Genomic DNA, 23,299 nt, shown 5'->3' with positions numbered 1-23,299 from the left:
TTTATTGTGCACTTATATTGTATATTCAAGACCAAAAAAGAGCAGTAGGATTGATTACCAACTACTCTCTTCAGAACACAAAAAAACCAGTACTAAACTGGTTTTTGAGACTATCACATTAGTTATAGATTTTGAATGCGTCATCGTCGTTTTGACCAACGAATGGCATTGCTTTACGCAATTCAGCACCAATCTTTTCAATTTCAAGCTCTTCAGCTTCTTTACGGTAAGCTTTCAAACGTGGGAAGCCAGCATCATGGTCTTCAACGAATTCACGTGCAAATTTACCTGATTGGATATCAGCAAGGGCAGCTTTCATGTTTTCTTTGACTTCTGGACCGATGACACGTGGACCAGTTACAAAGTCACCAAATTCTGCAGTATTTGAACATGATTGACGCATTTTCTTGAATCCACCTTCGTAGATCAAGTCAACAATCAATTTCATTTCGTGAAGCACTTCAAAGTAAGCTAATTGTGGTGCATAGCCTGCTTCAGTCAAGACTTCAAAACCAGCTTCAATAAGGTGTGTCAACCCACCCATAAGAACCGCTTGTTCACCAAACAAATCTTCTTCAGTTTCTTCTTTAAATGTTGTTACAAGTAATCCAACACGTGCAGAACCAATACCTTTAGCCCAGTCCATAGCGATATCTTTAGCATTACCTGTAGCATCTTGGTATACTGCGTAAAGTGCAGGAACACCAAAGCCTTCTGTATATGTACGGCGTACCAAGTGACCTGGTCCTTTAGGAGCAACCATAAAGACATCAACATCTTTAGGAACCTTGATGAATTCGAAGTGGATGTTAAATCCGTGTGCAAAACCAAGAGCTTTGCCTGCACTCAAGTTTGGCTCAATTTCATCTTTATAGATATCTTTTTGAATTTCATCTGGTGCCAAAACCATAATGATATCAGCCAATTTAGTTGCTTCTGCTACTGTGTAAGTATCAAAACCATCTTCTTTAGCTTTATCAAATGATTTACCTGGACGAACACCGATGATCACATCGTGACCTGAATCACGCAAGTTTTGTGCATGCGCATGACCTTGTGAACCGTAACCGATAACGGCGATTTTTTTACCGTCAAGTGCTGCTACTTTTACGTCTTTTTCATATTCCATTTGAACTGCCATAGTAATATGTCTCTTTTCTAAAAAATATTTTATTGCCTTTTTAAGGCTGGGTTAACAAATTTAGGTTGGATTTTTTAATCACGGGTAAATCCAGTAGCACCCGTACGAGCGATATTCTTGATTCCGTAAGGACGAATAACTCGTAGAAGCGCCTCGCTCTTTTCAGCATCACCAGTCATCTGGATAGTGATAGAGCTTGGTGCCACATCAACCACCGAAGCACGGAAAGGTTGAATAATCGCCAAGATTTCAGCACGCTTAGAGGTTGGTGCTGATACCTTAACTAGGATAACTTCACGTTCCAAGTGTGGCTGATCCGTGATATCACGGATACGGATCACATCAATCTGACGATTAAGCTGTTTGATGATTTGTTCCACTTCATTTTGAGAATTCACATCAATAATAATCGTAATACGTGAAACGTTAGGATCCTCAGAAGCCCCTACAGAGATACTTTCAATATTAACTTGACGTCGTGAAAGAACACCTGTGAAGCGGTTAAGGACACCCGAACGGTTCTGAAGTTTAGCTGTTAACATTCTACGCATTGAACTTCACCCCCAACATTTCATGATTACTCTTACCAGCCGGAACGATTGGCAAGACATGCTCTTTACGAGAGATATCCACCTCAATGAACATTGGTACGTCTTCCTTGATAACTTCCAAATCCTGATCAATTGTCTCTGGATTATCAAACTTGTAGGACTTAATGCCGTAAGCTTGAGCCATCAATTGGAAATCTGGGAGGGTATCAAAGACAGACTCTGATGTACGCCCTTCGTAGAAGGACTCTTGCCATTGACGTACCATACCAAGTGAGTGGTTGTTCAACATAACAACCTTGATTGGCACCTTGTAAATATTTAAGATAGCCAATTCTTGGTTCGTCATTTGGAAACCACCATCACCAACAAAGAGGATAACTTCTTTATCAGGATTAGCAATTTTAGCACCAATTGCTGCTGGGACACCGAATCCCATTGTTCCAAGACCACCTGAGGTCACCAGTTGACGCTCATTTTGGTATGGATAATACTGAGCTGTCCACATTTGATGTTGTCCAACGTCAGTAACAACAACGGCATCACCCTTAGTCAATTCACCGATACGCTCGATAACTGCCTGAGGCTGTACCATACGTTCTTTCTTATCGTAAGAACGTACACGTTCTTTGTCTTTTGTGACTTTTTCAATCCATTTTTCAGTGTTATTCTGAACCACTGGTTCTGCTAAGAGCATTTCAAGAGCTTGCTTAGCATCACCAACAACTGGAAGGTCCACTGCAATAATTTTACCAATCTCAGCTGGATCTACATCAATATGGACAACCTTAGCATTCTTAGCAAATGTTTTAGGATTACCTGTCAAACGGTCATCAAAACGACAACCAATAGCAATCATAAAGTCAGCATCCGTCATAGCAATGTTAGCCGCATATGAACCGTGCATACCACCCATACCCAAGAAAAGGGGATGACTAGTAGCAATTGTCCCTTGTCCTAGAAGACTTGTGACCACAGGAATTTGGTAGCGTTCTGCAAAAGCAACTAGCTCCTTAGCAGATTCAGAATAAGACACCCCACCTCCAGCTACAATAACCGGTTTCTTAGCTTTCCCCAACTGCTTCAAGATTTTCTTGATTTGCATTTCGTTTGGTCTTAGCGTCGGTTGGTAACTTGGAAGATTAATTTCAGGATCGTTGATGAAGGCTGTTTCCTTAGCTACGACATCTTTAGGGAGGTCGATAACAACTGGACCAGGACGACCAGTTGTTGCAATATGAACCGCTTCCCTAATAATACGAGGAATATCAGCTGTATCGCGAATCTGATAATTGTATTTTGTAATCGGCATGGTAATTCCGACAATGTCAGCCTCTTGGAAGGCATCCTTACCAATACCTGATGTTGCTACCTGACCAGTAAAGGCTAGGAGAGGTACGCTATCACTCATAGCATCTGCAATCCCTGTAATAGCATTAGTGGCACCAGGACCACTCGTTACAAGAGCAACACCGAGTTTACCAGTTGATTTGGCATAACCTTCAGCTTCGTGCAGACTTCCTTGCTCATGACGAGATAAGATATGATTAATCTTGTCATTTTTGTAAATAGCATCATACAAAGGAAGAACCGCTCCGCCAGGATATCCAAAGATAGTTGAAATCCCAAGTTCAAGAAGTGTATCAAGAATCAAATCAGCACCAGAGCGTGCTTCTTCAAGTTCAATTTTCTTCACATGGACCTCCTTTAGTAGTTGTTTTTTTCGAATTGTCTAAAAATTCAAAACCTTGTATACTATGATAACATTTTTAACCAAATTTGCAAGGGTTTCAGAGAAAAATATCACAAACTCTTCGGAAAGAATGTTCTTAGTTTTTTTCTTGTGCTTGACGTTCTGCTTTACGTTCTTCGAATTCTTCGTCACTCATCAAAGTTCCGCCGACATTGGCTGATTTAGCAAAGGCTGTATAGCGACGCAACCAACCACTTGAAATTTTTGATTTGAAAGGTTTCAAATGTTTGCGACGTTCTTCAAGGGTTACATCATCGACAAGCAGATCAAGAGTACGGTTTGGAAGATCAATCACGATTTCATCGCCATCTTCGATTAGGGCGATATTACCACCTTCTGCTGCTTCTGGAGAAACGTGACCAATAGCAATACCACGAGTAGCTCCTGAGAAACGGCCATCCGTAATCAGTGCCACATCCTTACCAAGACCGCGTCCGACAATCTTAGAAGTTGGTGCCAACATTTCTGGCATACCAGGACCACCCTGAGGACCTTCGTATCGAATGACAACGACATGTCCCTTCTTAACTGTTCCATTGTCAATCAACTCAAGGGCTTGATCTTGTGAATCACAACAAATAGCTTTACCGCGGAAAGTTTTAACAGATGGATCTACACCACCAACCTTGATAACAGCTCCATCCTGAGCAATATTTCCGTAAAGAATAGACAAACCACCAACTGGTGAAATAGGATGCTCAATCGGATGGATAATTTCTTCATTTTTGATTTCAGCACCAGCTACATTTTCTTTCAAGGTTTTACCAGTAACTGTAATACGATCACCCTTAATGGCTCCCTTTTTAATCAACTGATTGATAATGGCTGGAACACCACCAGCTTCATGCACATCATGCATGGTGTAAACACTTGAAGGGGCAATTTTAGAGAGATAAGGTGTCTTCTTGGCAATTTCATTAATGTCCTTAAGGTCATAATCAATACCAGCCTCACGCGCAATAGCAAGGGTATGGAGAACAGTATTGGTTGAACCACCCATAGCCATATCAAGAGCAAACGCATCATCGATAGCTTCTTTGGTCACAATATCACGTGGGCGAACATTATTTTTGATGTTATCCATCAATTTTGTGGCTGCTTGACGAACCAATTCACGACGTTCATCTGAGACAGCTAGGATAGTACCGTTACCTGGAAGGGCAAGACCCAAAACTTCCATCAAACAGTTCATTGAGTTAGCGGTAAACATTCCTGAACATGAACCACAAGTTGGACAAGCATTTTTCTCCAAATAATCGAGCTCTTCCTTGCTCATATCTCCAGCCTGATAGGTACCTACAGCTTCAAACAAACTTGATAGCGTCGCTTGATGACCAGTCATGTCAACGCCACCCTTCATAGGGCCACCAGAACAAAATACTGCTGGCACATTAGTACGCATGGCTGCTAAAATCATCCCTGGCGTAATCTTATCACAGTTAGGAATATAGAAAACCCCGTCAAACCAGTGGGCATTAATAACTGTTTCTGCAGAATCGGCAATCAATTCACGAGATGGAAGACTGTAACGCATCCCAATATGCCCCATGGCAATCCCATCATCCACACCAATGGTATTAAACTCAAAAGGAATACCGCCAGCCTCGCGGATAGCTTCCTTGGCAATATCTGCTAATTCACGCAAGTGAACATGCCCTGGAACAATATCAATATATGAGTTACAAATAGCAATGAAGGGCTTTTGCATATCCTTGGCAGATTTAACTTGCCCAGTCGCATACAAAAGTCCGCGTGCTGGTGCCTTATCAACACCAACTTTGATCATATCACTTCTCATGATGTTACCTTCAATCTATAAAATTTCTTACAACATATGTTACCACTTTGGAAAGTAATGTCAAGGAATTTTCAGAATATTTCTGTAATTTCGAAAAGATGTCCCAACCGTATCAAAATTGACAAAACAAAAAGGAAGCCCTAAGACTTCCTAAATGATTAATTCAAAAATTATTCAACACTAAAGAGGTATGGATAAACTGGTTGGTCTCCTTGGAAGATTTCAACTTCGATATCTTCGTGAGCCTCTTCCAATTTTTCCGCAAGTACTTGAGCTTGTTCTTGATTACCTTCTTCGCCGACATAAATCATAACAATTTCACTGTCTTCGTCAATCATCTTGTCAAAAGTGTCAAGAAGGGCTTGATCCATATCTGGTGTAGACACAAGGATCTTACCATCAACCATACCAAGGATATCATTTTCATGAATCTCAAGGCCATCAATAGTTGTATCACGTACCGCCAAGGTCACGCTACCACTTGTTACATCTGAAAGACTAGCTGTCATAGCTTCAACATTCACTTCGATACTTTGGCTAGGATCAAAAGCAAGCAAACTTGTAAAGCCTTGTGGTACTGTACGCGTTTCAACAACAGCCGCATTGACATCTACTACTTCAGCAGCTGATTGTGCTGCCATAAAGATGTTTTTATTGTTTGGCAAGATGATAACATTCTTAGCATTAACCTGCTCAATAGCCTTAACAATGTCTTCTGTTGATGGGTTCATTGTTTGGCCACCTGAAATCACATAGTCAACACCTTGCGATTTGAAGATATCTGCAAGTCCATCTCCAGCAACAACTGCAATAAGAGCAAAGTCTTTAGGAGCAGAAGGTGCAGCTTGGATAGCTTCTTCTTTTTGAACTTGTGCATCGTGTTGGTTACGCATGTTGTCAACCTTAACTTTGACAAGAGCCCCATATTTAAGACCTTCTTGCATGACAAGACCTGGATCCTCAGTGTGGACGTGAACTTTGACAATTTCATCATCGTTAACAACAAGGAGAGAATCCCCAAGGTTGCTCAAGTAATTTTGGAACTCTTCATAGTCAAAGTCTTTCACATAAGTTGGACCTTGTTTGAGACCAATCATTATTTCCGTACAGTAACCGAAGGTAATGTCTTCTGTTGCAACATGACCAGCAACTGACTTATGATGTTCTGCGTTGATCATCTCTGTCATCGTAGCCGGTGTCGCTTGGAAGTCCTCTGAAGCGATATACTCACCTGTGAGGGCTGACAAGAAACCTTCATAAATGAAGACCAAACCTTGACCACCTGAGTCTACCACACCAACTTCTTTCAAAACTGGAAGCATCTCTGGTGTCTTAGCCAAAGCAGCTTTAGCTCCGTCAAGAGCTGCACGCATAACCTCAACAGCATCATTTGTAGATTCAGCTTTCTTAATCGCTGCTGAAGCTGCACCACGTGATACTGTAAGGATTGTTCCTTCAACAGGTTTCATAACAGCTTTATAAGCAACTTCAACCCCTGCTTGGAAGGCATGAGCTAGATCTTGGCCGTCAAGTTCCGTTTTATCCTTGATACTTTGACCAAATCCACGGAACAATTGTGAGGTGATAACACCTGAGTTACCACGGGCACCCATCAAAAGACCCTTAGACAAAATCTGACCAACTTCACCAACTGTTGAAGCTGATTGATCTGCAACAGCTTTGGCTCCGTTATCCATAGTCATTCCCATGTTTGTTCCAGTATCTCCATCTGGTACTGGGAAGACATTGAGTGAATTCACATATTCTGCTTGCTTACCTAGACGTGTTGCTGCCGCTTGGACCATCTCCTGAAGCAAGCTTGTTGTAATTTTAGACACTAGTTTTCTCCTACGACTTTAATATTTTGAACGTAAACATTTACTGTTTCAGCCTTGATACCGAGTTGATTCTCAAGATTAAATTTCACACGTTCTTGAATATTTTTTGAAACCTCACTAATCTTAACACCGTAACTCATAACAGTGTAGACATCCACAGTGATACCTGCATCAGTAGATTTCACGACAACTCCTTTTGCGTAGTTTTCTTTTCCAAGAAGTGCTTGAAAATTATCTCGGATAGCACTCTTACTTGCCATACCGACAACGCCAAAAATTTCTGTTGCTGAACCGCCAACTACTGTTGCGATGACATCATCTGACAATTCGATTTGACCATCTTTTGTATTGATTTTTACAGTCATAATTACTACCTCAAAAAGTTTTTATCAGCTTATTTTACCATATTCGAGCCTACTTGTAAAAAATAAGAAGAAGATACCCTTTGAATAAGAGTATCTCCTCAGTATTTATCATTAAAACTTTCTCTTTACGAGATAACGACGGTACATCACGTAGAGGAAGATCGCACGCCATACATTATCAACAACGGTTGCAATCCAGACACCAGCAAGACCCATTCCCAGACTCACCCCAAGGAAGTATCCTGAGAAAATTCGAATGATCCACATCCCAATAGTCGTCGCATAGAAAGGCATCTTAGCCTTACCCAGACCTTGCCAAACCGCTGTGTAGACTAGAGTCCCCGAAGTCACAGGATTCCCAAGGAAAGAATAAAGAATAACTACCTGACTAGCCGCAATAGCTGCTTTATTATCCGTAAAGAGGCCTGATAATCCTTGGCCAAAGAGCAAGATACTCCCTGAAACCAGAACCATCAAGAAGGTGGAAATCCAATAAGACTCTCGTATAATACGCTTCATCTGCGTCTTATCCCCTCGACCCAGACTATTGGCAACCAAGATAACCGTAGCCGTAGCGACTCCCATACCAGGCATATAGTTAAACTGAGTGAGGTTTTCACCAATGGCGTTACCACCGACAACGGCTGTACCAAAAGTAACAATAATAGCCACAATGACCACATCTCCAGCACGCATCATCAGTCGTTCACCTGCTGCTGGCAGTGCAATCCCCAACAACTCTCTATTAAAAGGTTTGGTAATTTCAAGCTGCTTCACATCTAGTTTCATCGCTTGCCAGAGTATCACTGTCCCAACCAGACGAGAGAAAACCGTAGCTGTAGCTACCCCAATAATCCCCCAATGTCCCACAAAGATGGCTAAAGAAGATAAAATAGCATTAAGAACATTGGTCAAAAGACTGACGACCATGGAAATACGAGGCCGTCCCTTGGCCCGTAGGATGTTACCAAAAGTAGTCATCAAGGCTAAGAAGACCACTCCTCCACCGACAAGAGCAAGGTAGAGACTACCAGCCTGAGTCACAGATTGCTCAGTACCTAAAAGATTAAGAATGGCCCCACCACCAAAAATGGAAAGTAGACCAAGGATGAGACTAAGAGCAAGGGTAATAATAATAGCATCCCAAGTGTCTCGGTTAGTCGCTTTTTCATCACCTTTTCCTAGACTTCTAGCAATGACACTGGCACTTGAGGCTCCTAGAGCAATGAAGATAGCTTGGTAAATCGTAATGATATTATTGGCTACGGAAACCCCCGATATAGCGATAATACCCACCTGAGCCACTAGGTAAGAATCGACAACCCCCATCAACATTTGTAGAAGGTTTTCGGCCATAGCAGGCAAGGCTATGTTTAGAATTTTCTTTGTTTCTGTCATAATATTCTTTTCTATATTGATAAAAATAGGGCTGATTTCTCAGCTCCTATTTTTTTATTCTTATACACCAAGATAGCTTTCAACTGCTTTTTGCATATCAGCTGCCGCAACAACTGTTTTATGGCGAACTTCTGCATGTTCAAGTCCATCTACAGCCGCTGGGATAGCTACACCTGAAAGTTGGTGCAAATCTTCTACTGCTTTGAAATCATCCCCACTGTCTTTACCAGTGACAGCTGAAACAGCCACACGTGGGAATTTGTATGGGCTAGCTGTTGAAGCGATAACTGTTGGTGTGTGGTCATCTGTCTTTTGAACATATGCTTCGTAAACAGCTGAGGCAACTGCTGTATGAGGATCTTCGATATACTTGTCTTCATCATAGACACGCTTGATTTCAGCAGCTGTTTCATCCTCAGTTGCAAAACCTGCTGCAAACAAATCAAGAATATCTTTATCTGCATCAGCCAAAGTATACTCACCCTTAGTCACAAGTGCATCCATAAGCTCTTTAGTCTTAGTAGCATCATTACCAAGAAGGTGGAAAATCAAGCGTTCCAAGTTAGAAGATACCAAGATATCCATAGAAGGGCTTGTTGTTACCTTGAAGTCACGTTTCTTGTCATAAGTACCTGTTGCGAAGAAGTCTGTAAGGACGTTATTTTCATTAGAAGCACAGATTAATTTGCCAACTGGAACACCAATCTGACGTGCATAATAAGCCGCCAAGATATTACCAAAGTTTCCTGTTGGTACTGTGAAGTTCACCTTATCTCCGTTTTGGATATGACCTGCCTTAACCAACTGTGCATAGGCATATACATAGTAAACCACTTGCGGTACCAAACGACCAACGTTCATTGAGTTAGCTGATGAGAATTGCGTATGATGAGCCAACAATTTCTCACGCAAATCAACATCATTAAACATACGTTTCACATCTGTTTGAGCATCATCAAAGTTACCATCAATGGCAATAACGTGAGTATTAGCTCCTGTTTGAGTGGTCATTTGCAATTCTTGGATTTTTGAAACACCGTCTTTTGGATAAAAGACAATGATTTCAGTTCCAGGAACATCTGCAAAACCAGCCATGGCAGCCTTACCAGTGTCACCTGATGTCGCTGTCAAGATGACAATCTTATTATCAACACCTTGCTTTTTAGCTGATGTTGTTAGCAAGTATGGCAAGATTGAAAGGGCCATATCTTTGAAAGCGATAGTAGAACCATGGAAAAGTTCAAGGTTGTAGTGGTTCTTAAGTTTAACTACTGGTGCAATGGCAGCTGTATCAAACTTGTCATCATAAGCATTTGTGATACAGTAATCCAATTCCTCTTCAGTAAAATCATCCAAGAAAGCTGACAAGACCAATTTAGCAACTTCTTGATAAGAAGCGTCTTTCAATTGATCAAAGTCCAAAGCAACCTCAGGCGTTGACAACGGTGTGAACAAGCCACCATCTGTTGCCAAACCTTGAAGAATAGCTTGACTAGCTGTTACTTTATTAATTTCGTCACGTGTTGATTGGTATACAAGTGTCATGGTAAATCCTCTTTTTAGATAGTCTGTGGCTCTATTGTAGCATAATTGTCAGAATATTTCTACACGTTTTATGACTTGTGAAAAAAATCATTCGGATATCACCCTATTCTCTCCTCTCAAAGACATGAAAAAATCCGGAATAGCTATTCCGGATGTCATCTTAAAATTTATCTTTGCTGTCATTCTTAGTTGAGAAAGTAATATCTTTTGATTTCCCATCACCACTAAGCGTTACTTTCTTATCTTTTTTAGTCACTTTTAGCTCTTGACCTTTTTTCACATTGAGACCATCGATATCAACGTCTTTGTTGACAGAAGTAACAGTCATCTTATGTCCCAAGCGACTAACTTTTCCTTTGAAAAGGGTTGTCGTTGTTTCGCCTGTCTTCGAATCATACTTTTGACCATTGTCTTTCGCAGCTTTTTCAAGAGCTCCATCAAGTTCTTTTTCTATGGTTTCCTCACTGTAATAGTTTTCAAAGGAATCTCCATAGAAGGCTTTAAATAAATCTCCAAAGGCTGAGAAGGACTTCTGAACTCTCTCACGATAGTCCTTGATATAGGTTTTCTTATCAAAAGTATAGCTAGCAGTCACCTTCACATTGCTACCTTTTACTTTCATGGTTACAGCAGTATCTGTAAAGTACTTTTCAAGCTCCTTACTGTCCAATTCAGTCAAACTTTCAGACATGCTTGAGCTATACTCTCTACCTAGAGAACTACTGTACCATTTGCCATCAATATTACCTGTCACATAACGGTAAGTCATAAAGCCACCGATACATAAGAAGACAAGGACTACCGCTGACAAAACTGAGACTAGGATACGTTTTTTCTTTTTGGGATCCATTGGTTTTTTAGGAGCCAAATTTGCCATAGCTGCTTGTCCTTCTGGAAAAGCAACCGTAGAAGGTGCTGTTACCGCTGGTGCCGTTTCAGTTGGTAGAGGACTAGTGCTTGTCTCGACGATTTCTGCCTCAACCTTAATAGGTTCAGTAGTAGCTGTATCTTCAGCTTTAGCTGGTGCTTCATTAACAAACTCTCCAGCTTTCAAAGCATCCGCCATTTCCTGAACACTCGGCTTACGTCCGTTTACCGTCTCAAAATAGTCCAACCATTCTGCTCTTGTCATTTATATTCCCCTTTAATTTCCTTTTTTATTTATTTTTTGTAAAACTAATGTCACCGAATTCACTGTGTGCCTTGATAGTAAAGCCTTCATTGTTAGGCGTATAATCTAAGACATCACCTTTTTTAAAAGCATCTGAATCTCCAGCCTTATCCACAGTGATTGTTTGCTCCCAACGGTTAATATCTCCCGTAAAAGCAGTTGTTGTGACACGACCGGTTTTGGCATCGTAGGTATAGCTCTTTGGAAGTTCTTTCTTCACTGTCTCATCAAACTGTTTATAGTAGTCTTTTTCTGACAATGAATAACTATCAAAAACCTCCGAGAACTCCTCACCGTACTGACCTTTCAATTCAGTAACTCTACTCTGGTAAGCCTGATAAAGACCTTTACGATTGTAAACAAAGCTCACTTTTAAGTGAGCCTTATTGTCAGTAATACTCATTGCTGTATTGATATCGGTGATAAGATTTTGACCTTGTGGTAAAGCATTACTAACTTTATTCTTAGTATTAGCAGTATCTTTCAGAGTGGCTAACATTTTCTCACTAAAGGTTGGGCTTGTCCAATCGCCCTCAATGCTTGCGGCTCGATAACGGTATCCCATCACGAGACAAACGATCAAAAGTATGGTTAGTATCGCTGCAATCACACCTGATACCATCCCCACAATATTCTTTGAGGTTACTGGCTCCTTTGATTCTTTTACTTGTTGACTAGGATTGAATTGAACACTCACCATCCTATCAGCATTAAACTCTTTAAACTTATTAGTCGCTCTATTCCCTTCCATGAGAGCCCCCGATGGTCCCATTTTATGAGGCTTAAGAGGGTGTGCTGTTTCACCCAAGCTAAGCCCTTCTTCTTTTGTCATAGGAATCTCCTTATCTTGCTGTAAGGTTATTATAACAATTCTTAAAGCGTTTTTCTATCTTATTCAAGAAAGTCCTTTATTTTTAATTTGGATAAACACTCTAATATAGAAGATTCCTGGCAAAAAAAGTAGCCCTTATAGAGCTACTTTAGTCTATCACTTACCCTTTATAATCAAAGGCAATTTCGATAATTTCTTTCAATTCTGAAATAAGCGGTTCTTTCGGATTAGCTGTTGTACATTGGTCTTCATAAGCATGTTCGGCCAAAGTATAGGCAGTGTCTTGAAGAAGTTTCTTAGTGACACCTTGTCCCTTCCAGTTCATGTCAATACCAACGGCAATACCTAATTCGTATACTTTTTGTGCCAAAAGTTCAACCAATTCAGCATCTGATTGTTTGTCAGTACCCCATCCCATGAAACGAGCAATATCAGCATAATCCTTGTCTGCACGGAAGTAGTCATATTTAGGGAACATGGCGTGTTTTTGAGGATCACGACCATTGTAGCGGATAACGTGAGGTAGAAGAATTGCATTGGTACGTCCGTGTGGAATATTGTACATTGGACCAATCTTATGTGCTAATGAGTGACTAATACCAAGGAAGGCATTGGCAAAGGCCATACCAGCCATTGTTGACGCATTATGCATTTTTTCACGTGATTCTTCATCACCAAAACGGTAAGAATGTTCAAGATTTTCAAAAACAAGTTTAATCGCTTGAAGTGAAAGTCCGCGTGTATAGTCGCTAGCCATGACTGATACATAAGATTCAATAGCGTGAGTCAAAACGTCCATACCTGTATCTGCTGTAACGCTGGCAGGTACACTCATAACCAAAGCAGGGTCGACGATAGCAATATCCGGAGTCAAAGCGTAATCTGCCAATGGATACTTGATATGAGTTTCACTATCAGTGATAACCGCAAATGACGTTACTTCTGAACCCGTACCTGAAGTTGTAGGGATACAGATAAATGTGGTCTTTTCAGCATATGGAATCTTATAGGTACGTTTACGAATATCTAAGAATTTTTGTTTAGCACCGAAAAAGCTTACATCTGGGTGTTCAAAGAACATCCACATAGCCTTAGCCGCATCCATTGCAGAACCACCACCAAGGGCAATAATGACATCTGGTTGGAAGTCTACAAAGCGTTCCAAGCCTTTATAAACCGTATTCGTAGATGGGTTAGGCTCAACATCTGAGAAAACTTCAATCATTGGATCGTGACGGTTGAGTTCCAATTGGCGTTTAACCAAGGCAGCGTAGCCAAACTGAACCATACCTGGATCACAGACCAACATTACACGCTTAGCTTTGATATGACGCAGATATGTTATTGAGTCTTTTTCAAAGAAGATTTTTGGTGGGACGCGAAACCATTGCATATTATTGCGACGCTTTGACAATGTTTTTACGTTAAGAAGGTCAAATGAACTAACATTGTGAGAGATTGAGTTGTGTCCGTATGAGCCACAACCAAGAGTCAATGATGGGATCATGTTATTGTAGATATTACCGATACCACCTTCAGCTGATGGGCTATTTACCAAGACACGGCAGGCTTTCATGCGAATACCATATTGGAGTTGGAGCTCTTCATTTTCAGTGTGGATAACAGCTGTGTGTCCGAGACCACCCAAATTGAGCATACCTTCTGCTTTTTTGAATCCATCTTCAACGCCATCAGATTTGATAAGGGCAAGTACTGGAGACAATTTTTCCAAGGCAAGTGGGTGTTCCATTGTTGCATCTGGAATTTCTGCCAAAAGCAATTTTGTACCTGCAGGAACTTTAAGGCCAGCTTTTTCAGCGATTTCAATAGCTGAGTGACCTACAATGGCACCATTTACAGCTGTACGCGCTTCATTAAGAACGACTTTTTCCAATTTAGCAATGTCGGCTTTTTTAGAAATGATGACACATTGATGTGCTTCAAATTCAGCCTTAACTTCGTCATAAATAGCTGCATCAACGATAGCTGCTTGTTCAGAAGCACAAATCATACCATTGTCAAAACTCTTTGAAAGAATGATATCGTTGACAGCACGTTTAACTTTAGCATCTGCCGCAATATAGGCAGGTACATTCCCAGCTCCTACACCAAGTGCTGGTTTACCAGTTGAGTAAGCTGCTTTAACCATACCAGGTCCACCAGTCGCAAGTACTGTGGCAATCTTAGGATGGTTCATCAAGAGACCAGTCGCTTCGATAGATGGCTCTTCAATCCACTGAATACAGTTCTTAGGTGCACCAGCTTCAATAGCAGCATCACGAACAATGCGCGCAGCTTCTGCTGATGATTTTTGAGCTGATGGGTGGAAGGCAAATACAATTGAGTTACGTGTTTTCAACGCAATCAAAGCTTTGAAAATAGTAGTAGATGTTGGATTAGTTGTTGGAGTTACCCCACAGATAACACCTACCGGCTCAGCGATAGAGACCAAACCTTGCTCTTTATCTTCAGCAATAACACCGACTGTCTTGTCATTTTTGATGCTATTCCAAATATATTCAGAAGCATACATATTTTTTATAGCTTTGTCTTCATAAATACCACGACCTGTTTCGTCAACAGCCAATTTTGCAAGATACATGTGTTTATCAAGCGCTGCGATTGCTGCATGGTGAACAATGTGGTCCACTTGCTCCTGTGTAAAGTCAGCCATTTCATTGAGGGCTTCAACCCCCTTTATTGCCAATTCATCAATTACTGTTTGAATATCTTTAGTTTGTTTAATTTCTTTAGTCATATAAAACTCCTTTTAAGCACTTGTTAAAAAAATCACAAGCTTTTGAACAATATTATTATAGCTCTTTATTCAATTTTTGTAAACCCTTACAACGACAAAAATAAAGAAATCCATCCATTTTAGGACAGATTTCATCATTATTACCAAATAATCACACGATCTTCTGGGGCACGCCACATGCCGTCGCCTTCTTTAACGTCAAATTCCTTGTGGAATTCGTCGAAGTTTGGTAGTTGAACATTAGTACGGAGTTTTCCTGGTGCGTGGACATCGACACTTGCAAGGAGTTGCATGTACTCTGTCCGGGCTTTCATGCGCCAGATGCGAGCAAAGTTGGTGAAGAATTCTTCTGCGGAGAAATCTGCCTCTTTTTTAGCGGCTTCAAGGGCTGCAGCGATGCCTCCAAGATCCGCTACGTTTTCAGAGACGGTCAATTTCCCGTTAATCTTAGCACCATAAGAGTCTTGGCCTTCAAACTGATCGATGACTTTTTGCGTGCGAGCGGTAAAGGCTTCGTAATCTTCTGGTTTCCACCAGTCCTTCAAGCTACCATTCTCATCAAAGGAAGCTCCATTGGTGTCAAAGGCGTGTGAAATTTCATGGGCAATGACTGCACCGATTCCGCCGTAGTTAGCTGATGACGATTGGTGAAGATCATAGAAAGGTGCCTGCAAAATTGCTGCTGGGAATACAATTTGGTTTTGTTGCGGATCATAGTAGGCATTGACCATATTTGCTGGCATATGCCATTCACTTCGATCAACTGGTTGGTTCCACTTACTCCAGCTATGAGCAATTGAAATTTCGTAGAGAGCTTGAGCATTTTCAACCAAGGTTTTGCTCTCGTCGATAATCTTCTTGGCATAAGTTTCTGGTAACTTTTCAGGGTAACCGATATGAGGTGTGATGACATTAAGTTTGACAATGGCTTTTTCACGAGTCTCAGGAGCGAGCCAGTCTGCTTTTTCCAGACGATCCTTGTAGACTTCAATCATGGTCGCTACTTTATGCTCTACGTCTGCTTTCGCTTCTGGTGAGAATTTTTCACCCGCATACCAGAGTCCAAGCGCTTGGCTATATGGTACTTCTGCTAATGACAAGGCCGCCTTTTCTTTTGGACGAGGTTCTGGAATACCTGCAATCGTACGACTATATTCACCAGCCAAGACACGGATTTCTTCGGTCAAGAATAAAGTCCAATCTACGGCTGCACTGAGTTTCAATCTTGCATGAATAGTTTCCCAGTTGGCTGCTGAATAGTATTTTGGTGCAAATTCCTTCCAGAAACGCTCTTCTGGCACGATGATTTTATCTGGTGTTTGTCCGATCACTTCTGTAAAGAAGCTATCTAACGGCAATTCTGGAACCAAGGCCTTGAAATCATCCCACTCATAAGGATGGTAGAGTTTGTTGTACTCGGATCTTTCTTCATTTGACAAGACATATTTGGCCAATTCTGCATCCGCCGCAATTACTTTATCCAGAATGTCTTTGATTTCTGCCTCTGAGAATTCAAATTTTGGTAAGAGTTTTTCCATCATTTGGCGCCAGATAGCCAATAATTCTGGGCCTTTTTCATTGCCTTCTTCATAGTAGGTCGTATCTGGCAAGATATGAGCCGGTGCTTCTCCCCACAAGACATTCATTTGGGCATTCATATAGTCTGGTGACACGCTAAATGGCATGAGATTTGGTTTGCCAGCTAGTTCATAGGCTCCCAGCTTGCTGGTATAGTCTTCAAAAGAAGTCAGAGCCTTGATTTCATTGATCAAGGGCATAGCTGGAGCGACACCAGCTGCTTCCCGTGCATCAAAATCTGCCACCATTTTATGGTATTTGACAAAGTTTTGCAGAATGCTGTCTTCAGGCAATTCTTCTCCTCGTTGCCATTTCCCAGTGATATCCAACATCAAGTTTTCGATGTCTCGATCTAAGTCCATAAAACCACCGGTTGAAGGTTTATCATCAGGAATTACAGCGGTCTCCGCCCATTTTCCATTGACGTAATCATAAAAATCATCTTGTAAGCGTGTCATTACACTTCCTCCATCAACATTAAAAGTGCTTTCATTATAACAAAATTCCCCAGTAAAAGCATTTACTGAGGAAAGTTTGGCTTATTTTACTAAGATTGCTAGGGTTTGATAAGGCTTAAGACTTACCTTTTCAGCAAGCTCTGCATCGTCATAGTTTGACAAGAGCACGCGCCCTGACTGGTATTCTGCTGGAATCGCCACTTCTGCTTCACTTCCATAAAAATTATTGAGTACCAATAGTTTTTGACCGTCTAAATGACGTTCAAAGGCGTAGACTTGTTGACTATCTTCAAGTGCCGGCTGATAGCTACCTTCTGAAATAATAGGCATTTCTTTGCGCAAGCGAATCAATTCTTTATAGAATTTAAAGATTGGTCCATCGATTTCATTTTCAACGTTGATGTCTTTGTAAGATTTACCGGCTTTCAACCATGGAGTGCCTGTTGAAAAACCTGCATTTTCAGAAGCATCCCATTGCATTGGCGTACGAGAATTATCTCGTGACTTAGCTTGGATAATCTTAAAGGCTTGCTCTGGAGAATGACCTTGATCCAAAAGCATCTGGTAGGCATTGATGGATTCGACATCCACATAATCTGCCATCGAATCATAGTCTGGATCAATCATTCCAATCTCTTCGCCCATGTAGATATAAGGCGTTCCACGTGACAAGTGAATGCTGGCTGCGAGCATGGTCGCTCCTTCATTGCGGAAGTTCTTGATATCCACAAAGCGATTAAGAGCACGAGGTTGGTCATGGTTATTCCAGAAGAGGGCACTCCAACCTCCTCGTTCACTCATTTCCTTGCCCCAGGTATGATAGAGACGTTTGAGCTCTTCAAAATCAAATGGAGTAATGGTCCATTTTTGACCATCTTCATAGTCGACTTTCAGATGATGGAAGTTAAAGGCCATAGACAACTCGTGGCGCTCCGGTGCTGAATACAGAACACAGTTGTCAATGGTTGTCGATGACATCTCTCCAACTGTCATAAAGCTATCATCAGAACCAAAGGTCGCTTCATTCATCATACGAAGATAGTCATGAACAATTGGTTTATCCGTATAAGCTGGTTTCCCTTCATTTTCAGGGCAATCCACCAAGACCTCATCTTTCCCAATCAAATTGATTACATCGAAACGGAATCCTTTGACGCCCTTGTCACGCCAGAAGTTGACCACCTTGAACAACTCCTTGCGGACATTGGGATTTCGCCAATTGAGGTCTGCCTGTGTTTCATCAAAGAGGTGAAGATAGTATTTCCCTGTATCTCCAAAAGGAGCCCAGGCAGAACCACCAAATTTAGACAACCAATCAGTTGGTTGGTCCTGGATGAAGAAGAAATCTTGGTAATACTTGTCACCAGCAAGAGCTTTTTGGAACCACTCATGCTCCGTTGAGCAATGGTTAAGCACCATGTCTAGCATGAAGTCAATCTTGTGCTCTTTAGCGGCACGAACCATTTCTTCAAAATCAGCCATATCCCCAAAGATAGGGTTGACAGCTGTGTAGTCTGAAATATCGTAGCCATTGTCACGCTGAGGACTTGGATAGAAAGGATTGAGCCAAACCATATCCACGCCCAACTCTGCTAGATAAGGAATCTTTTCAATGATCCCTCTGAAATCACCGATTCCATTTCCTGTCGTGTCCTTATATGATTTTGGATAAATTTGGTATACAACCTTTGTTTTATCTAATGCCATTTATTTAACCTCTTTTTTATCAAAGGGTGGACCGTAACGTTTCCACCCCTTAGCTTATTTTGTTCGATGAGCAATCATGAGAACTTCACCACGTTTGATATCACGTGGAAGATCCCCTTCAACATCTGCTTGGAAATCATCTTGATTTGTAATGATTACTGGAGTCTCAGTGACCAAACCAGCTTCTTTGATAACATCCATATCAAAACTAATCAATTGTTGACCAACAACAACTTTATCACCTTGTTCAACATGAGCCTCAAACCCTTTTCCGTCAAGACTAACCGTATCCATACCAATGTGCATTAGCATTTCAACACCTTCTTCAGAAACGATACCTACGGCGTGCTTAGTTGGGAAGAGTACTGTCACTGTACCATTCACTGGTGAAACCAATTCCCCTTGACTTGGTTCGATGACGACACCTTGTCCCATTACACCTGATGAAAAGACAGGATCTGTGGCTTGGCTAAGTGGTTTAACTTGGCCAGCAAGTGGGCTAACAACCTCTGCTGATTCAGCAAGAGCCGTTGGAGTAGCAGTATGTGATGCAAATTCAGCTTCTTCTTGAGCTGCGAATTCTTCCTTAAGTTCTGTATCATCTTCTGTCTTAGTAAAGAGACCCGCTTTGCGGAAGAAGAAAGTTAGGACCATAGGTACAATAATAGCAACAAGCATAATTCCTGCAAATGGAATCATATACTTAGGTTGAATTGATAGAATACCAGGCAACCCACCAATACCAATAGAGGCCGCTGTAACGTTAAAGGTTACTGATAGAAGACCTGCAATAGATGAACCAATCATACCTGCAACAAATGGGTAAATATACTTGACGTTAACCCCAAAGAGGGCTGGTTCTGTAACACCAAGATAAGCTGAAATAGTAGCTGGAAGTGAAATTTGAGCCTCACGTTCATCATGACGATGCATAATATAGTAAGCAAAGACTGCTGAACCTTGAGCAATGTTTGATAGAGCAATCATAGGCCAAAGAGCTGTTCCACCAGCATCTGCAATCAACTGAGTATCAATTGCATTGGTCATGTGGTGAAGACCAGTGATAACGAACGGCGCATAAAGGGCACCAAAAACAGCACCGAAAAGCCATTTTACAGGACCTGTCAAACCAGCAAGAACCACTGTTGAAAGAGCTTGTCCAATAGTCCAACCAATAGGACCTAAAAACGTATGAGCCAAAATAAGGGCTGGAATCAATGACAAGAACGGTACAAAAATCATTGATACTACTTCTGGTACATGTTTACGCCAGAAAATTTCAAGATAAGAAAGTGACAAACCAGCAAGAAGGGCTGGAATAACTTGCGCTTGATAACCTATACGATTAACAGTAAAGAATCCGAAATCCCAAACCCAATCCTTAGCAATTTCAGACGCTGGTGTCGATGCTACTGAATAAGCATTAAGCAATTGTGGTGACACCAGACAAATACCCAAAACAATTCCAAGAATTTGGCTAGTTCCCATTTTACGAGAAACAGACCAAGTAATACCTACAGGCAAGAATTGGAAAATAGCTTCACCAGGCAACCACAAGAAGTGATTCACTCCTGACCAGAACTGAGAAACCTCGGTAATTGTCTTACCGTCAAGCATAGACCAATGCACACCCTCAAGAACATTACGGAAACCAAGAATTAATCCCCCAACGATAAGGGCTGGAATAATAGGTGTAAAGATCTCGGCTAAGGTTGTCATAACACGCTGCACTGGGTTTTGGTTGCTCTTGGCAGCTGATTTAGCAGCTTCTTTAGAAACACCTTCAATCCCTGATACAGCAGTGAAATCGTTATAAAAGATTGGCACATCATTACCAATGATAACTTGGAATTGACCTGCATTGGTGAAAGTCCCCTTAACAGCAGGAATGGCTTCGATTGTTTTCACATCTGCCTTCTTATCATCACCAAGAACGAAACGCATACGCGTCGCACAGTGAGTGACAGCAGTCACATTTTCTTTACCACCAATTGCAGCAAGCAGATCTTTGGCTTCTTGTTCAAATTTACCCATTTGAATCTCCTTTTCTTTTTTGACAATATCTGATTGACTTGATAAACTGATTGTAAACGATTGCAAATTTGTCTGCAAGTGTTCCGGGATTTTTTTAACATATTTTTGTAAAAAAACATCGGTTGTATGTTTTTTCACCTACAAATGAGGAGAAAGATGAAAAAATATCAGATTATTTATAAGGATTTAGAAAAAGCCATCCATGAGCAAAAGTATCAAGTGGGAGACTTTCTCCCCACCGAGCAAGAACTGGTTCAATCTTATCAGGTTAGTCGAGACACTATACGAAAGGCATTAACCTTACTCGTTGAAGAAGGCTTGGTCAAAAAGATTCATGGCTCTGGCTCTCAGGTTATTAACCAGGAACAAATCAACTTTCCTGTGTCTGACCTTACTAGTTACCAAGAACTAATAGAACAACAAGGCCTTAATTCGCAAACCAATGTTATTTCTCTGGATAAAATCATTGTTGATTCAAAACTCTCAGAAAGAACTGGTTTTTCTAATAGCCGACAGGTTTGGCGTGTTGTTCGTCAAAGAGTCGTTGACAGCTGTGCCTCTGTTATAGATATTGATTACCTAGACGCCAGCCTTGTTCCGCAACTAAACCGTAGCATTGCTGAATACTCTATTTACGACTACATTGAGAATCAGCTCAACCTTAGCATTTCCCACGCCTTTAAAGAAATCACTATCGATAATGCTACCGATCAAGATAAGATTCTTATCGACCTAGGCAAGGACCAGCACGTTGTCTGTGTCCGTTCAAAAGTTTATTTAAATAATGGAAAACAGTTCCAATTTACGGAAAGTCGCCACAAACTTGAAAAATTCAAATTTGTTGATTATGCCAAGCGCCATCATTAAAACGAAAAGCCCAGCTAACAGAAAAAGTATCGGACACTCTTGTCCGATACTTTTTAGTTTTTACGGATAGGATCTGCTAAATACTCCGCACGAGCACCACCAATTAACTTAGGACGACTCGCCAAAGCAGTCACATGGGCACCACCTAATTCTGGAATAATAGGACGAAGAGGAACTTGGACCCTCTTCACATGCATACCAATAGAGGTATCCCCAATATCAATACCAGCCTGAGCGATAATTTCCTCCACCTCAACAGGATCCTTCATATAGTCGAAAGCAGCCAGCTGACCACTTCCCCCAGCGTGCAAGGTCGGAAGAACATTCACAATTTCCAAATCTTTAGCCATGGCAAGCTCACGCTCAACAACCAAAGCACGATTCAAATGTTCACAGCCCTGAACAGCCAAGTAAATCCCTTTAGGTTCCAAAACCTCAAGAATAGTTTTCACAATTCGTTGACCAATTTCACGGCTAGAGGCTTTGCCGATAGTCCCACCAGCAACCTCACTGGAAGACAGTCCCAAGACAAAGATAGCTCCTCTCCCAATAGCTGAACGTTCAACAATATCTTCTACAAGCACACGTGTCTTCTCTTCTAAATCTAGCAACATCACAACAGCCCTCCTTTAGACAACAGCTGTATTCAGGATTCGCACAATAAGATAGTACAGAATCACAAAAAAGACAAGGAAAAATGCCCCTAATAATAATAACTGCCTACGGCGTTTCTTACTTAGGTCCCAGGAGAAACCAAATCCCATCAAAAAAGGACCAACACTATAACTTAGCATAAACCATAAATCTACACGTGCTATATGCCAAAAAGAAGAAATAAAGGCCACCAAACCTATTAAGGATAAAATCCAAGAAAAGTCCCAACGATCTGGTTTAGCAAAAGCCAAGCCTATTAAGAAGCAGCCCAAGGCAGGCATGATAATAAATGATAGGGTCATAAAATAAAACATGCCATTATTATAGCATGTTTTACAGTTTCATGTTAGTGGCGGTTAATAACACCATAAGCAATAGTGAATGCAATAGCAGCAATACCCACAACGATTGCCATGATGGCCCAAAACATAGTCATCGCACGGCGTCCCTTACGATTGTTGAAAGGAAGTCCCCAACCAATCATGATAACACCTAGCAATCCAAGCCAGATTTTATAAGTGATAACAATCGCCGAATCAAAATAGGCAAAAGCAACCAAACCTAAACCTAGCAAAGAAATCAAATAAGACCACTTACCCTTCAAAAATGAAGGCAAGGCCCAACCAAATAACACTAAACCTAGTAGAGCAAGAGCTCCACCACCAAAAAATACAGGTACAATATAATTATCAAACATATTCATATTATAGCATATCTTAAAAAGTTAGGAAATAGAATCTATCAACCAAAGCCATATCCACTCTTTAAAATTTGTTTACTCTCAATCACAGATTAATTGGCAGATACTAACTATTTATTTGGGCTTGAATTGTCAAATTAAGTGCATACTTTCC

Annotated in this window: 18 protein-coding genes; 1 reads left to right on the top strand and 17 read right to left on the bottom strand. The window is 41.1% G+C overall.

The window, feature by feature from the left end; all coding sequences use genetic code 11:
• Positions 1 to 118: 118 nt before the first annotated feature.
• The 14 genes from ilvC to treP form a co-directional block, all read right to left on the bottom strand.
• Positions 119 to 1,141, bottom strand: a complete 1,023-nt coding sequence (gene ilvC / locus HMPREF2877_RS03085) for a ketol-acid reductoisomerase (RefSeq protein WP_002887024.1) — start codon at positions 1,139 to 1,141, stop codon at positions 119 to 121.
• Positions 1,142 to 1,215: 74 nt separating this feature from the next.
• On the bottom strand, positions 1,216 to 1,692 hold the full coding sequence (ilvN, locus tag HMPREF2877_RS03080) for an acetolactate synthase small subunit (RefSeq protein ID WP_002887025.1): 477 nt from the start codon (positions 1,690 to 1,692) through the stop codon (positions 1,216 to 1,218).
• Positions 1,685 to 3,385, bottom strand: coding sequence for an acetolactate synthase large subunit (locus HMPREF2877_RS03075; RefSeq protein ID WP_070578635.1), 1,701 nt, complete (start codon positions 3,383 to 3,385; stop codon positions 1,685 to 1,687). The genes ilvN and HMPREF2877_RS03075 overlap by 8 nt, the downstream gene beginning before the upstream one ends.
• 133 nt (positions 3,386 to 3,518) lie before the next feature.
• Entirely contained in the window at positions 3,519 to 5,240 is a 1,722-nt protein-coding gene (gene ilvD, locus HMPREF2877_RS03070) for a dihydroxy-acid dehydratase (protein WP_002887027.1), read from the bottom strand.
• 170 nt (positions 5,241 to 5,410) lie between these two features.
• Positions 5,411 to 7,078, bottom strand: coding sequence for a DAK2 domain-containing protein (locus HMPREF2877_RS03065; RefSeq protein ID WP_049553580.1), 1,668 nt, complete (start codon positions 7,076 to 7,078; stop codon positions 5,411 to 5,413).
• A complete protein-coding gene (locus HMPREF2877_RS03060; protein WP_002885694.1) occupies positions 7,078 to 7,443 on the bottom strand; it encodes an Asp23/Gls24 family envelope stress response protein in 366 nt (121 codons plus the stop codon). Before HMPREF2877_RS03060 ends, HMPREF2877_RS03065 begins: the two co-directional genes overlap by 1 nt.
• 111 nt (positions 7,444 to 7,554) lie before the next feature.
• Positions 7,555 to 8,841, bottom strand: a complete 1,287-nt coding sequence (locus HMPREF2877_RS03055; protein WP_070578632.1) for an MATE family efflux transporter — start codon at positions 8,839 to 8,841, stop codon at positions 7,555 to 7,557.
• 60 nt (positions 8,842 to 8,901) lie between these two features.
• Complete coding sequence (thrC, locus tag HMPREF2877_RS03050; protein WP_070578630.1) at positions 8,902 to 10,386, bottom strand: threonine synthase; 1,485 nt, start codon at positions 10,384 to 10,386, stop codon at positions 8,902 to 8,904.
• A 160-nt stretch (positions 10,387 to 10,546) separates the two neighbouring features.
• Positions 10,547 to 11,518, bottom strand: coding sequence for a hypothetical protein (locus HMPREF2877_RS03045; RefSeq protein ID WP_002887034.1), 972 nt, complete (start codon positions 11,516 to 11,518; stop codon positions 10,547 to 10,549).
• A gap of 25 nt (positions 11,519 to 11,543) precedes the next feature.
• Positions 11,544 to 12,389: a hypothetical protein gene (locus HMPREF2877_RS03040; protein ID WP_002887035.1), complete on the bottom strand. Its 846-nt coding sequence runs from the start codon at positions 12,387 to 12,389 to the stop codon at positions 11,544 to 11,546.
• Between the two features lie 160 nt (positions 12,390 to 12,549).
• A complete protein-coding gene (gene adhE, locus HMPREF2877_RS03035) occupies positions 12,550 to 15,147 on the bottom strand; it encodes a bifunctional acetaldehyde-CoA/alcohol dehydrogenase (RefSeq protein ID WP_002887036.1) in 2,598 nt (865 codons plus the stop codon).
• 140 nt (positions 15,148 to 15,287) lie between these two features.
• The gene (locus tag HMPREF2877_RS03030; RefSeq protein ID WP_070578627.1) at positions 15,288 to 17,183 is read right to left on the bottom strand and encodes a M13 family metallopeptidase; all 1,896 of its coding nucleotides are present in this window, start codon (positions 17,181 to 17,183) and stop codon (positions 15,288 to 15,290) included.
• Between the two features lie 81 nt (positions 17,184 to 17,264).
• A complete protein-coding gene (treC, locus tag HMPREF2877_RS03025) occupies positions 17,265 to 18,890 on the bottom strand; it encodes an alpha,alpha-phosphotrehalase (protein ID WP_070578624.1) in 1,626 nt (541 codons plus the stop codon).
• Positions 18,891 to 18,944: 54 nt separating this feature from the next.
• On the bottom strand, positions 18,945 to 20,924 hold the full coding sequence (treP, locus tag HMPREF2877_RS03020) for a PTS system trehalose-specific EIIBC component (RefSeq protein ID WP_070578621.1): 1,980 nt from the start codon (positions 20,922 to 20,924) through the stop codon (positions 18,945 to 18,947).
• A gap of 156 nt (positions 20,925 to 21,080) precedes the next feature.
• On the opposite strand from treP, the gene treR reads away from it, so the two are divergent.
• Positions 21,081 to 21,791 (top strand): trehalose operon repressor, encoded by a 711-nt coding sequence (treR, locus tag HMPREF2877_RS03015; RefSeq protein ID WP_014635135.1) that lies wholly within the window; start codon positions 21,081 to 21,083, stop codon positions 21,789 to 21,791.
• Positions 21,792 to 21,844: 53 nt separating this feature from the next.
• On the opposite strand, the gene HMPREF2877_RS03010 is transcribed toward treR, so the two are convergent.
• The 3 genes from HMPREF2877_RS03010 to HMPREF2877_RS03005 are packed head-to-tail and all read right to left on the bottom strand — an operon-like array spanning position 21,845 to position 23,148.
• Positions 21,845 to 22,405, bottom strand: coding sequence for a TIGR01440 family protein (locus HMPREF2877_RS03010; RefSeq protein WP_070578618.1), 561 nt, complete (start codon positions 22,403 to 22,405; stop codon positions 21,845 to 21,847).
• A 15-nt stretch (positions 22,406 to 22,420) separates the two neighbouring features.
• The gene (locus tag HMPREF2877_RS10595) at positions 22,421 to 22,759 is read right to left on the bottom strand and encodes a hypothetical protein (RefSeq protein WP_073687829.1); all 339 of its coding nucleotides are present in this window, start codon (positions 22,757 to 22,759) and stop codon (positions 22,421 to 22,423) included.
• A 32-nt stretch (positions 22,760 to 22,791) separates the two neighbouring features.
• Positions 22,792 to 23,148, bottom strand: coding sequence for a hypothetical protein (locus HMPREF2877_RS03005; RefSeq protein ID WP_013991281.1), 357 nt, complete (start codon positions 23,146 to 23,148; stop codon positions 22,792 to 22,794).
• Positions 23,149 to 23,299: the final 151 nt, after the last annotated feature.

It is taken from the genome of Streptococcus sp. HMSC072D03 (assembly GCF_001812855.1).
GTDB classification, from domain to species: domain Bacteria; phylum Bacillota; class Bacilli; order Lactobacillales; family Streptococcaceae; genus Streptococcus; species Streptococcus salivarius_D.
Note: the sequence above shows the minus strand (reverse complement) of the source record. Positions and strands in the feature narration are given on the sequence as shown.